At 69.4% G+C, this 12,970-nt stretch carries 10 protein-coding genes and 1 pseudogene; 1 reads left to right on the top strand and 10 read right to left on the bottom strand.

Annotated features, from left to right (window positions below):
• Positions 1 to 44 precede the first annotated feature (44 nt).
• From AC0J5J_RS09330 to AC0J5J_RS09375, 10 genes and pseudogenes are all read right to left on the bottom strand, one after another.
• Entirely contained in the window at positions 45 to 998 is a 954-nt protein-coding gene (locus AC0J5J_RS09330) for an SDR family NAD(P)-dependent oxidoreductase (RefSeq protein WP_474897676.1), read from the bottom strand.
• A 101-nt stretch (positions 999 to 1,099) separates the two neighbouring features.
• Positions 1,100 to 1,426, bottom strand: a pseudogene (locus AC0J5J_RS09335) (chorismate mutase); the annotation flags it as partial.
• 84 nt (positions 1,427 to 1,510) lie between these two features.
• Positions 1,511 to 2,488 (bottom strand): DMT family transporter, encoded by a 978-nt coding sequence (locus AC0J5J_RS09340; protein WP_474897678.1) that lies wholly within the window; start codon positions 2,486 to 2,488, stop codon positions 1,511 to 1,513.
• A 171-nt stretch (positions 2,489 to 2,659) separates the two neighbouring features.
• Positions 2,660 to 3,304 (bottom strand): GNAT family N-acetyltransferase, encoded by a 645-nt coding sequence (locus AC0J5J_RS09345; protein WP_474897680.1) that lies wholly within the window; start codon positions 3,302 to 3,304, stop codon positions 2,660 to 2,662.
• Between the two features lie 177 nt (positions 3,305 to 3,481).
• A complete protein-coding gene (locus AC0J5J_RS09350; protein ID WP_474897682.1) occupies positions 3,482 to 4,768 on the bottom strand; it encodes an adenylosuccinate synthase in 1,287 nt (428 codons plus the stop codon).
• Positions 4,769 to 5,263, bottom strand: coding sequence for a DUF3151 domain-containing protein (locus tag AC0J5J_RS09355; RefSeq protein WP_474897684.1), 495 nt, complete (start codon positions 5,261 to 5,263; stop codon positions 4,769 to 4,771). It abuts the gene before it with no gap.
• Positions 5,264 to 5,271: 8 nt separating this feature from the next.
• Complete coding sequence (locus AC0J5J_RS09360) at positions 5,272 to 5,865, bottom strand: TetR/AcrR family transcriptional regulator (protein ID WP_474897685.1); 594 nt, start codon at positions 5,863 to 5,865, stop codon at positions 5,272 to 5,274.
• Positions 5,866 to 5,946: 81 nt separating this feature from the next.
• Positions 5,947 to 8,037: a YhgE/Pip family protein gene (locus tag AC0J5J_RS09365; RefSeq protein WP_474897687.1), complete on the bottom strand. Its 2,091-nt coding sequence runs from the start codon at positions 8,035 to 8,037 to the stop codon at positions 5,947 to 5,949.
• The gene (locus AC0J5J_RS09370) at positions 8,038 to 8,733 is read right to left on the bottom strand and encodes an ATP-binding cassette domain-containing protein (RefSeq protein ID WP_134423888.1); all 696 of its coding nucleotides are present in this window, start codon (positions 8,731 to 8,733) and stop codon (positions 8,038 to 8,040) included.
• A gap of 101 nt (positions 8,734 to 8,834) precedes the next feature.
• Entirely contained in the window at positions 8,835 to 10,397 is a 1,563-nt protein-coding gene (locus AC0J5J_RS09375) for a chitinase (RefSeq protein WP_474900209.1), read from the bottom strand.
• Between the two features lie 193 nt (positions 10,398 to 10,590).
• On the opposite strand from AC0J5J_RS09375, the gene AC0J5J_RS09380 reads away from it, so the two are divergent.
• Positions 10,591 to 12,939 (top strand): glycosyltransferase family 2 protein, encoded by a 2,349-nt coding sequence (locus AC0J5J_RS09380; RefSeq protein ID WP_474897689.1) that lies wholly within the window; start codon positions 10,591 to 10,593, stop codon positions 12,937 to 12,939.
• Positions 12,940 to 12,970 lie beyond the last annotated feature (31 nt).

Below are 12,970 nucleotides of genomic sequence, written 5' to 3' on the forward strand. Positions count from 1 at the left end.
GGAGTGACGAGGGTGACGGGAGCGCGGAGGGCGCGCGGCGCGCGCTAGATGGGGAAGGGGGCGCCGAGGAGCAGCTCGGAGCGGCTCCAGAGCGATTCCGCGACCGCGGGGTCGAGCGAGGTGCGGGTGGGCTCCTGCAGCGTCGGAAGGCCGCGCGTGAGGTGGCGCGGGCCGTAGAAATCGCCGCCTCGGGCATCCGGGTCGACGGCCGCGCTCACGATGGCCCAGGCGCCGACGTCCTTGCCCTGCGCACCGAACGACATCAGGTTGTCGGAGAACCGCTTGGCCCGCGACGGCGCATTGACACCGCGGATGCCCGGCGTCAGCCCCGAAATCGAGTAGCCGGGGTGTGCAACGAGGCTTTGCACCCCGTCAGTGCCGCCGGCTCCGGCCGCCCGCAGCCGTCGATCGAGCTCGAAGCCGAACACCTGCATGGCGATCTTCGACTGCGCGTAGGCCTTCCACCGGTTGTAGCCGGACTCCAGCTGCAGGTCGAGCAGCGGGGAATCCAGCAGCCGGGAGATCATCGACCCGAGCGCCACGACCCGGCTGCCCGGCGTGCGCCGCAGGGCCGGCAGAACCCGCGCGGTGAGCGCGAAGTGGCCGAGGTAGTTGGTCGCGAAGACGAGTTCGTGCCCGTCGGGGCTCGTGTCGCGCGTGCGTGGCGGGTGCACGATGCCCGCGTTCAGGATCAGCCCGTCGATCCGCGGCAACTCCAACAGCGAGTCCGCGGCGCGGTGCACCTCGCCGAGGTCGGCCAGGTCCAGGGGCACCGACGACACGGATGCCCCGGGCACCCGGCCGCGGATGGCCGCCAGCGCGGCCTCCGTTTTGGCCGGATTGCGGCAGGCCAGCACGACGTGGGCGCCCGCCGCGGCGAGTTGCTCGGCGGTGAAATATCCGAGGCCCGCGTTGGCGCCGGTGACGACGAAGGTCTTGCCGAACTGGGCCGGGAGGGGCCGCGCCGCCCCGGGAAGGACGGAGGTCTGGGCGGTCATGAGACGGCCGGAGACGTGGCGGGGCCGGTCCCTGTGCCCGTGCCCGTGCCCGTGCCCACAGCATCCGCCGGCGCGCCCGCAGCCCGCGGCGCGGACCCGTGCGCCGACTCGGTGCCGGCGATCTGCTCGTGGTGGTGGATGACCTCGGCGATGATGAAGTTCAGGAACTTCTCGGCGAACGCCGGGTCGAGCCGCGCATCCTCGGCGAGACCGCGCAGCCGCCGGATCTGCAGCAGCTCCCGCTCGGGGTCGGCGGGCGGCAGACCGTGTGTGGCCTTGAGGCGCCCGACCTGCTGGGTGAACTTGAACCGCTCCGCGAGCAGGTGGATCAGCGCGGCATCGATGTTGTCGATGCTCTGACGGATGCTGCCCAGCTCGTCGATCGCTTCCTGACCCGCGCCGGCGGGCAATTCCTCGTGTGCGGCCATGGTTCGACGATACCGTTTCGCGCACGCTGCTCGCATTCCCCGCCGAGGTGGGCGGGATCCCGGTCGCGGCTACCCCGATGACCGTTACGGTGCCGCCACCGGTGCCGCTGCCGGCGCCGGCCGACCCGCCCGCCTCGCCCACCCCGGCAACCGCAGCCGCCGCTGAGTCAGCAGAATGCCGAGCAGCACCAGCGCCGCCCCGGCCGGCTCGTTCCAGGAGAAGGTCTCCGCGAGCACGAGCACCCCCAGGACCACGCCGACCACGGGGGTGACGTACGTCACGGTGGAGGCGTTCGTCGGCCCCCAGGCGCGCAACACGTTGATGTTCCAGATGTAGGCCACGCCCGTGCCGAGCGCGCCGAGCACGAGCAGGCCCGCCACGATCGGCACGGTCAGCGCCACCGGATGCCACGCCAGCACCGGGGTCGCCACGAGCATGATCGCCCCGGCGATGCCGATGTTCAGGAACGCGAAGGTCGCGGGGGCGATCGGCCGCCCGCTCAGGAACCGCCGGGTGTACCCGAACGTGAAGCCGTAGCAGACCGCCGCACCCAGACAGGCGAGCTGGCCCCAGAGGTCGCCGGTCAGGGCCGCGTAGCGCCACGGCCCGATGATCACGACCACGCCGGCGATGCCCACGAGGATGCCCGCCACCTGCCCGCGCACGAGCCGCTCCACCCGGAACGCGAGCGTCGCCATCACCGCGGTCATGATCGGCGTCACGGCGTTGTAGATGCTGGCCAGACTCGAGGACACGTATTGCTCCGCCCACGCGAACAGCAGGTGCGGCACGACGCATCCGGTGATCGCGATCACCAGGAAGTGCAGCCAGACGATCGTCTCCCGCGGCAGCACCGGCCCATCGAGAACCCGCGGGCGCGTCACCAGCACGATCAGGCCGAGGGTGAGCCCGCCGAGCACCAGCCGGGACCACGCGACCTGGCCGAACGTCACCCCGTCGAGGGCGATCTTCATGAACAGGAAACTGGCACCCCAGACCAGGCCCATGCCCAGGAACTGGAGGATGACCAGGGTGCGGCCGGCGTCTGGAGCGTCTCTCACCAGCCGACTGTACCGCGCCCCGCCGCCGGCCCGCATTGGTGCCGGGCTCGTGCCGACCGCTACGGCCGAAACCCGCCGCCGCCCGCGAACGAATCCGACGGAGATTCTTGCGAAAACGGATGCCGCGGGCCGGTTTTCACCCTCCAGCGGCAGAATCTCCGTCGAATTCGTTCAGCGCGACTGCCGGATGCGGTACCGCACCGGCTCCGCACCGCGCCCGTCGAGCCTCGCCCGCAGCCCGGCGCGCACCCGAGGCCATTCGCTGTCCAGGACCGAGTAGATCACGGTGTCGCGCCAGCTGCCGTCGGCACGGCGCCGCTCCCGGCGGATGATCCCCTCATAGGTGGCGCCGAGGCCCGCGATGGCCGCGCAGGACCGCACGTTCATCACGTCCGCCTGGATCTTCACCCGCCCGAACCCGTGGTCGAAGGCCAGCCCGAGCAGCAGCAGCTTCGTCTCCGCGTTGACGGCGGTGCCCCAGACCCGGGGGTCGTAGGCGGTCCAGCCGACGTGCGCCGACTCGTGCTCCAGGTGCAGGTCGCCGAGGGTGGACATGCCCACGAGGTCTCCGTCGTGCGGGCCGCCGACGAGGCGAACCGCGTAGGGCAGTCCCGCCCAGTGCACGTAGGCATCCGCCCACTCGGTGAACTCGGCCAGGTTGGTGCGCAGCCCGCCCGGACCACCGCCGAAACCTCCGTCGAAGACCAGCGGATGCGCGATCGCGCCGTGCAGCTCCGGCAGCAGCGCACCGGTGAGGGGTTCGAGCCGCACATAGTGGCCCACGATGGCGATGTTCTGAGGTCGTTCGGCGTTCATGCGAGAACTGTGGCAGCGCCAGGTTGCCGCCGAATGAACGGCGGCGGTCAGGTCGGCGCGAGCGCGGGCTCGCCACCCGCGGCAACGACAGTGGCCGTTCCGGTCGAGAGTGACCGCTGCAGCGGTCACTCTCGACCGGAACGGCCACAGAAGGTGGGGCGAGGTGGGGCGAGGTGCCTAGTCGACGAGATCGTGACGCGAGATGATCGCCTCACGGCCGGGGCCGACGCCGATCGCCGAGATGCGGGCGCCGCTCATCTTCTCGATGGCGAGCACGTACTCCTGGGCGGCGCGGGGCAGGTCCTCGAAGGTGCGAGCACCGGTGATGTCCTCGGTCCAGCCGGGGAAGTCCTCGAAGATGGGCTTGGCGTGGTGGAAGTCGGACTGCGAGACCGGCACCTCGTCGAAGCGCACGCCGTCGACGCTGTAGGCGACGCAGACCGGGATGACGTCGAGGCCGGTGAGCACGTCGAGCTTGGTCAGCACGAAGTCGGTGACCCCGTTGATGCGGGCCGTGTAGCGGGCGACGGGCGCGTCGTACCAGCCGCAGCGCCGCGGGCGCCCCGTGGTGGTGCCGAATTCGAAGCCGTTGGCGCGCAGGAACTCGCCGGACTCGTCGAACAGCTCGGTCGGGAACGGGCCGGCGCCGACACGGGTCGTGTACGCCTTCACGACGGCGATGATGCGGTCGATCCGGTTCGGGCCGATGCCCGAGCCCGTCACGGCGCCGCCGGAGGTCGCGTTCGAGGAGGTGACGAACGGGTAGGTGCCGTGATCGACGTCCAGCATGGTGGCCTGGCCGCCCTCGAACAGCACGGTCTTGCCCTTGGTGAGGGCCTCGTGCAGGAGCAGGGCGGTGTCGGCGACCATCGGGCGCAGGCGCTCGGCGTAGCTGAGCAGGTCGTCCACGATCTCGTCGACCGAGATCGCGCGGCGGTTGTAGACCTTGACCAGCAGGTGGTTCTTCTGGGCGAGGGCACCCTCGACCTTCTGGCGCAGGATGTTCTCGTCGAACAGGTCCTGCACGCGGATGCCGACGCGGTTGATCTTGTCGGCGTAGGTCGGACCGATGCCGCGGCCGGTGGTTCCGATCTGGCGTTTGCCGAGGAAACGCTCGGTGACCTTGTCGACCGTGCGGTGGTACTGGGTGATGATGTGTGCGTTGGCGCTCACCTTGAGGCGGGAGACGTCGACGCCGCGGGAGATCAGCGCGTCGAGTTCTTCGAAGAGCACCTCGATGTCGACGACCACGCCGTTGGCGATGATCGGGGTGACACCGGCGGTGAGGATGCCCGACGGCAGCAGGTGCAGCGCGTACTTCTCGGTGCCGATGACCACGGTGTGGCCGGCGTTGTTTCCGCCGTTGAACTTGACCACATAGTCAACCCGGCTGCCGAGGAGGTCGGTTGCCTTGCCCTTGCCCTCGTCGCCCCACTGGGCTCCGATCAGAACGATCGCTGGCATTTAGTTTTCTCCTCGGATAAAGAACGCCTCGGTGGGCGGGGCCGGGTCGGTGGCACGGTAGCCGTCCGGCGTGATGGTCTGCTGGTCGATGCGGCTGATCGCGGTGGGATCGGCGTCGTTCAGGAAGGTGGTGAGGCGGTCGAACTCGTCCTGCTCGCCGATCTCGCCGGCGGCGCGGCGCAGGGCGTACAGGGCGCGGAGGACTCCGCGGTTGGGTTCATGGGTCCAGCGCACCGGGCCGTGGCCGTGCCAGCCGGCCTTGCGGAGCGCGTCGAGCCCGCGGTGGTATCCGACGCGGGCGTAGGCGTAGGCCTCGAGCGTGCGGCCTTCCAGGTGGGCGGCGTCTGCGAGCACGGCCCAGGCCAGGGAGGACTTCGGATGCTGCGCCACGATACTTGCCAACTCGTCGCTGGTGGTATGCCGCAGGGCCTCGATCACCTCCGGTTCCGCGGGAAGAAGGGTCTCGGGCTGCTCGATCAAATTGTCGCCGGTCACACTCGATCCTAACGCGACGTGGGCCGCACCTCGCCGAACAGTCCGCCGGAGAGGGAACCGACGATGGCCGCAGCCACCTCGTCGCGCGGCCGTTCGGGCTCGAAGACCAGCCATTCCAGGCCTGACATGAGCACGGCGCCGAAGACGCTCGACGCCATCAGGCCGCAGGTTCCGTCGGCGCGACTGCCCGGCTTCGCTTCCGCGATCGCGTCGGCGAACACCGCGAGCGCCTCATGCCGCAGCGCGAACAGTGTCTTCTGCCAGGTGCGGTCGGTGCGGAAGATCTCCGCCGCCATCAGCTTGGACAGGGCCGTGTTCGCCGCAATCCCGTCGAGCAGCGCTCGCACCAGGGCTTCGAGGGCCGCGCGCCCGTGCAGCCCGGCGGATGCGGCCCGGAGGGTGTCGGCGAGCGCGCCGACACCCTCCTGCAGCAGCTCTTCGAAGAGCCGGTCCTTGGAACTGAAGTTGTAATACAGGCTGCCTTTGGCCACCCCGGCCCGCTCGGCCACCTCGTCCATCGTCGTGCCGCTGATGCCCTTGGTCGCGGCCAGTTCCAGCGTCGCGTCCAGGATGGCGCGCTTCGTGCCGATGGCACGTGCCATGAGAGTTCCTTTCCCGGTGCGGGACGTGGTGCGGGAGGTCGTGCGGGATGTGGTGCGGTGTCGTCCCGGCGGGGCTCGGGGCTAGATCGTCAGTTCGGGGTGCAGCCGGCCCACGGTCCAAATCCGCTGGCGTCCGGCGCTCCACGCACTGATCGCGATCGAGCCGACCAGCATGACGACGAGAACGGCGACCGAAACCCACAGTCTAGAGTCGATGCCGCCCGTGATCAGCTCGCGCAGCCCGGTCACGACGTACGACGCCGGCATCAACGGATGCATCACCTGGAAGAACACGGGCGTGGTCTCCACCGGGTAGGTTCCGCCCGACGAACTCAGCTGCACCATGAGCAGCACCAGGCTGACCACCCGGCCGGCCGCGGTTCCGAGCAGGATGATGAACATCTGCTGCAGGGCCAGGAAGGCGAGCGTCGTCAGGTAGAGGAAGGCGGTCATGCCGAGCCAGTACTCGGGCTCCAGCCCGATTCCGTAGACCAGCACGAGCACCATGATCACGACCTGGGCGAGCCCGATGGCCATCGCCGGGAGGAAGCCGGTCATGGTCGCCCGCAGCCCGGAGGCGGCACTGGCGAGGGCCCGGGTGGGCAGCGCGCGCAGGATCAGCCAGGTGATCAGTCCGCCCACGAAGGTGGCCAGGGCGAGGAAGAAGGGTGCGAACCCCTCACCGAAGCTGCCGGAGGCGTTCTCCCACTTCTGTACGAGGGTGACCGGGCTGGCGATCACCGCCGTCTTCTGCGCGATCTGGTCGGGGGACAGGTCGGGGGCGCTCTCTCCGCCCGTGCTGAGGGCGTCGGCGAGGGTGCCACTGCCGGTGGTGAGTTCGGCGGCGCCGCTGTTCAGCGTCGTCCCGCCCGCGACGAGTTCGCCGGTGCCGGTGACGAGTGACCCGGTGCCCGCGCCGAGCTGTTCGCTGCCCACGGCGAGGGTGTCCGCTCCGGATGCCGCGGTGCCGGCTCCCTCCGCCAGCGAGGCCGCGCCGGCGGAGAGCTGCCCGGCCCCGGCTGCCACCTGGGCGGCGCCGGTGGTCCCGGCGGCCAGCTTGGTGGAGAGTTCCCCGACGCCGGCGCTGAACTGCTCGCTGAGTCCGGCGTAGGCCTGGGTTTGGGTGAGGGCACCCTGGGCGCCCGTGTCGACCGCGGCGGCGCCGGTGCCGAGCTTCTCGACGGCGGGAAGGAACGCCGAGACCGGGGTTCCTTCCGGCGCCGCCTGCATGGCCGTGAGGAGGTCGGTCACGCCCGTGCTGACCGACGCGGTGCCGGCGGCGATGGCGCCGGTTCCGGTGGCGATCGCCGCGGCGCCGTCGGAGAGTTGTGCCGACTTCTCGGAGAGGGTCGCGGATCCCGTCGCGGCGGCCTGCATCCCCGCGGACACCTGGCCGGTACCGTCGGCGAGCGTCACGGAGGATTCGGCGAGCGTCGTCGCGCCCGCGGACAGCGTGTCCAGCCCGGTGGCCAGGGTGCCGGCGCCGTCGGCGAGGCGTGCTGCGCCGTCGTCGAGGGTGACCGCGCCATCGGCAAGGGTGTCGAGGCCGACCAGCAGGGAGCCGGTCCCGCCCGACGCCGTGGTGAGCCCGTCGAACAGCCGGCCCGCGCCATCCGCTGCGGAGCGGATGCCGTCGCCGGCCTCGTCCACTCCCACCAGGAGGGCGTTCACGGTCTGGTCGCCGATCTCGGTGGCGACCGCGTCGCGCAGCTGCACCATGGCCTGTTTGCCCATGGTGGTGGCGATGAAACTGTTGCTGTCGTTGTAGTCGACCTGCACGGTGGCCGACAGCGGGGAATCCGTGCCGGCGGACACGGCGCTGGCCGAGAAGTCGCTCGGAATGGTGACGGAGAAGTAGTAGTCGCCGTCCTTGACGCCCGCGGCGGCATCCGTCGCATTCGTCACGGTCCAGCCGAGTTCGTGGCCGTCGACCAGCTCGTCGACCAGGTCCTGGCCGGCGGTGACCGGTGCGCCGTCGCGGCTGGCGCCGGCGTCCACGTTCACGAGCGCCACGGGGAGGTTGTCGAGTTGGTGGTCGGGCGCCCAGAAGGCCCAGAGGTAGAGCGCCCCGTAGATGAGCGGGATGAACATCAGCACGACGAGGGCGATCTTGGGCATCTTGCCCTTGCCGAAGCGGTGCAGCTCGGTGCCCGAGGAGAGGAAGGCGAACATCTAGCGGGTCTCCTGATTCATGGGAACGGCCTTGGTCATCATCACGACGGTCGGCTCGATGCCGAGCTCGCCCCAGATGTCGGTCTCGGGCGCGGTCGCGGAGGCGATCACGATGGTGCCCGCCTCGGCGAGTGCGGCCAGGCGTTGCCAGAGGATGCGCCGGGACTCCGGCTCGTGCACCTGCTCGACCTGGTCGAAGAAGAGGATTCTCGGCTCGTTCATGAGCGCGAGCGCGGCCCGCAACAGCACCGTCTGCACCTCGTCGAGGTCCCAGATCACGGTGTCGGCGGCCGGGATCGGCACGTCGCCGAACACGGGGGCGCACACGCGGCGCACCTCGGTGTCGTCGACGGAGCGGATGAACGCCCACCAGGGCGAGATCCAGGCCGTGCGCTCGCGGATCGCCGCTCCGACGGTGACGGACTCCTCGAGGGCGTCGATGTCGTGGAAACCGGAGATGCCGGTGCTCTTCTGCACCCGGCGGGCCCGTTTGGGCAGCTCGTGCCCGAGCACCTCGAGCGTTCCCTCGCTCGGCCTCATCCGCCCCGCCAGGGTGAGCATCAGGCTGGTGCGCCCGCTGCCGGTGGGGCCGCAGAGCACCGTGAGACCGGCGCCGGCCTCGAAGCTCAGGGGCCCGTAGACCGCGCCCCTCTGGAACCGCAGGGCGAGATCATGCGCCCTCACTGTCGACTGCACGTCGATCCTTTCGTTTGTACTGACTAGTCAGTATAGAACGAAAGATCGACGTGCAGTGCGGGACGGTCCCGATGGTGCGCTCCGGGCTCTGCCCGGACGCTCTACTCCCGGGGGGCCGCCGTCGCCTCAGTGGTCGGCGCCGCCGTCGGCTCGGCCGCGGCCAGCTCCGAGAGGATGTCCTGCACCTCGTCGTTTTTCAGCAGTCGCCAGGGCGAGGCGGTCGCGCCCTCGAGCGCGGCCTGCGGGCTGTCGCTCTGGTTCCACCACTTGGCGATGAGCACCCGGCCACTGAACAGGATCAGGTCATCCTGCTGATAGACGGTGTCGGTGGACCACTCCGGGTAGGTTCCCGCCGGCACGGTCAGCGTGGGAACGGGCTTGTCGCCCGGGAGGACCGGGCCGATCAGGTCCCAGGCGACATCGGAGGCCGCGGCGGACGGGTCGTCCGGCAGGTCTCCGTTGGTCCACCACTTGGCGGCATAGACGTTGCCGTGCCAGACGATGCGGTCTCCCTTGACGTAGGCGACCTCCTCGTCCCAGATCGGGTACGGGCTCGTGGCCGGATCGTCGACCACTTCGGCTTTCGCGGTGGGCTCCTCCGGGACGACGTCCGCGTCGAGCTGGCCGGTGATGCCCTGGCCGAGAACGTCCACGAACAGCGCGTCACCCTGCTTGACGCCGCTGCAGCCGTCGGACACCCGGGTCACGTCCGGGTAGTTGGGCGCGCAGGTCGAGTCGCGGTTGAGTGACCACAGCGACACCCGGCCGAGACCCTTGGCGCGCGCGAACGTGTTCAGCCCCGCGGCGTCGTCCAGCGTGAAGATCTCCCCCGGAACGTCGTTCTGCCCGATCATCGGCGTCACGCCGATCTGGCGCCAGAGTGTCTGCGAACCGACCGCCAGGTCGTTGCGCTGATAGAGGTCCTGCAGCTGCGAGTGGGTGGCTTCGGCCGCCGCGATCGACGCGTCGAGCATGGAGGCCGGCCGTTTTCCGCCGAAGTCCATCGTCATCACGTTCACTCCGGCCAGGTCCACGTCCGCGTCGAGCATCTGCTGCACCGCGGTGAGGCCGTCCTCGGTCAGGCCGGTCTGGGCGACGGGGAGGGTGAGCCAGACCGTGAGGTCCTCGCCGGCGGCGTGCCGCTTCTTCTGCAGGGCGGCCATCGCCTCGGCCCGGCGCTTGCCGGCGGCCGTATCGGAGAGGTTGTCTCCCTCGACGTCCAGGTCGATCGACGTGAGGTTGTAGCGGTCGACGACGGCCGCGTAGGCCCGGGTGAGCTTGCCGGCATCCGTGCACACCGTGGCCAGCTCGTCGTTGGCCAGGCCGCCGAACGACACGGAGACCTCGCCGCCGTCACCGACCAGCCGGGCGATGCGCCGGTCCAGATCCAGATTGATCTCGGCCTCGCCGAGGCTCTGGCTGGCACCCCAGGTGGGCGTGCACTCCTCGTCCGGATCAGCCACGATGAACGACAGCACGACGTTCGCCGCCTCGTCCGAGACGGGCTGCTCGAACGCGTAGGTCGGTGTGGCGGTGACGTCGACGTAGCCGGCGAACCCGGATGACCCGGCTGCGGCGGCGCGGGAATCCTCGAATCCGCTCCAGCCGTATCCGGCCCCGACGACGACGACTCCGGCCGCGACTCCGAGGGCCAGCACCCTCACCAACGACAATTTGCGACCAGGAAAGCGCTTTGACAAGAAAATCTCCCCACGATGTTGCCGGCCGAACGGCGCGACGTTTCTCCATCGCCTATTATGAAGGCAATTCTCGGATGACAGCGTGCCCGGTTGGGGGTACGCGGTCCGACAGTTCCACGGGCGACTGAGTTCCCGTTCGGCCAGCGCTCGGAGAACAATGACAGATCAGGCAGTTTTTTCGGACGAGTCGCTGGGCTTGACCGACCTCGACATCGAAACGGCTCCACGCGTCGCCGCGGCCCGCAAGCGGCAGTGGGGGTCGGAGAAACGCTCCGAGCCGCTCTCGATCGTGCATCCGGTGCCGTCCCAGCGCAAACTGACCCTCGGCCGGCTGGCCATCGTGACCACGATCGTGGCCTGGGCCTATTACCTGTTCTCGACCATCTTCAAACAGCTGGCGAACAACCCGGACGCGGGCTTCCGGTTCCAGGTCGAGACGATCTCCTATGTCATCGTGGTCACCTTCCTGACCTTCTCGGCCCTGATGTACCTCCTGGCCCGCCAGGGTGCGCTGTACCGGTTCAAGGACCACCAGCGCGTTCCCCGCGGCGAACTCGACCGGCACTACGCGCACTACACCGAGGGCATCACCGTTCTCGTGCCGTCCTATGCGGAGGAGCCCCACGTCGTGCGGGCCACGCTGTGGTCCGCGGCGTTGCAGGAATTCCCCGACCTGAAGATCGTGCTGCTCGTCGACGATCCACCCTTCCCGACCGATCCGGCCATCATGGCCCGTCTCGAGGAGACCCGGGCACTGACGGATGACATCGCCGCAGTTCTGAGCGTTCCCGCGGCCCGGTTCACCGCGGCCCTGGACGGCTTCCGCAGCCGGGCCCGCACCGACGAGGCCGGTTCCCGGGCGGAACTCCTCCTCCTCATCGCCGAGTACGAGGCTGCCGCCGCCTGGCTCGAGCACATGGCCGAGACGGAGCGCATCGAGGACCACGTCGACGAGTTCTTCGTTGACCTGGTCGTGATGGGGCTCGCCCGCGAACTGCGGCTGACCATTCTGGCCCTCACCTCCGCCGCGGCGCAGGGCACGTCGCCGGACACCAGCCGGATCAGCCAGCTGTACCAGCGGCTGACCTGGATCTTCACCGTGCGCACCGAGACGTTCGAGCGCAAGAAGTACGGCAACCTGTCGCACGAGGCCAACAAGGCGATGAACCTCAACTCGTACATCTCCCTGATGGGACACCGCTGGCAGAGCGAGGTCACCGCCGGTTCCGTGGTGCTGCGGGAGTCCGACGCCGAGCCTCACCCCGACGACCTGGTCGTACCGGACACCACCTACATCCTCACGCTCGACGCCGACTCGCTGCTCCTGCGGGACTACTGCCTGCGCCTGGTCTACTTCCTGGAGTCGGCCGGAAATGAACGAGTCGCCGTCACGCAGACGCCCTACTCCTCCTTCCGCGGAGCCCCGACCCGGATCGAGCGCCTGGCCGGCGCCACCACCGACATCCAGCACATCCTGCACCAGGGCATGACCTACTACGGTGCGACCTTCTGGGTAGGGGCCAACGCCATCATCCGCAAGAAGGCCATCGAGGACATCGTCGAGGTGGAGACCGTGGGCGGGTTCGAGATCCGCACCTACATCCAGGACCGCACGGTGATCGAGGACACCGAGTCGAGCGTCGACCTCGGCACGCACGGCTGGACGCTCGCCAACTACCCGGAACGTCTCAGCTACAGCGCCACGCCCCCGGACTTCGGCTCGCTCGTCGTGCAGCGTCGACGCTGGGCCAACGGCGGCCTGCTCATCCTGCCCAAGCTCTGGACCCAGCTGACCCACCGTCGTCACCAGCGCGAGAAGATCCTCTTCCGTGAGGTGCTGCTGCGGGTGAACTACATGGCGTCCATCGCCTGGGCCAGCTTCGGCCTGCTGTTCCTGCTCGGCTACCCCTACGACAGCCGCCTGCTCAGCCCCGTCGTCTTCATCGCGGCGCTGCCGTACTTCCTGGCCATGGGCAGCGACCTCCGGGACTCCGGGCACCGCTTCAGCGACATCTTCCGCATCTACGGGTTCAACCTCGTGCTCCTGCCCGTCAACCTGGCGGGCGTGCTCAAGTCCATGCAGCAGGCCATCACCGGGGAGAAGATCCCCTTCGTGCGCACGCCGAAGGTGAAGAACCGCACGGCCGCGCCGGCCCTGTACGTGGTCGTGCCTTACCTGATCGTCGCGTTCTCGCTGCTCACGATCTGGCGCAACTATCTGGACCAGAGCTGGGGCAACGTCGCCTTCGCCACGCTCAACGCCATTCTGGCCGCGTCGGCCATCAAGTCGTACATCGGCATCCGCAACTCGATCGTGGACATCACCCTCGGAATGGTGAGCTGGCTCTACGTCGCGCCGAAGAAGCCCAAGGCGGTGGAGCCGGTGATCGTGCCCAAGACCCCGGAAGAGGTCGACTGGGCCTCCGTGCTGTACTTCGGTGACCGCCGGCTGAACCGCGACCTCCGCGGCGGCAACGACCGCCGGCGCCGGGCGAACGTGGGCTGAGCCCGGCGCGTCCGGCGCATCCGTCGCCGCG

The organism is Cryobacterium sp. TS_SC_7, from assembly GCF_056156285.1.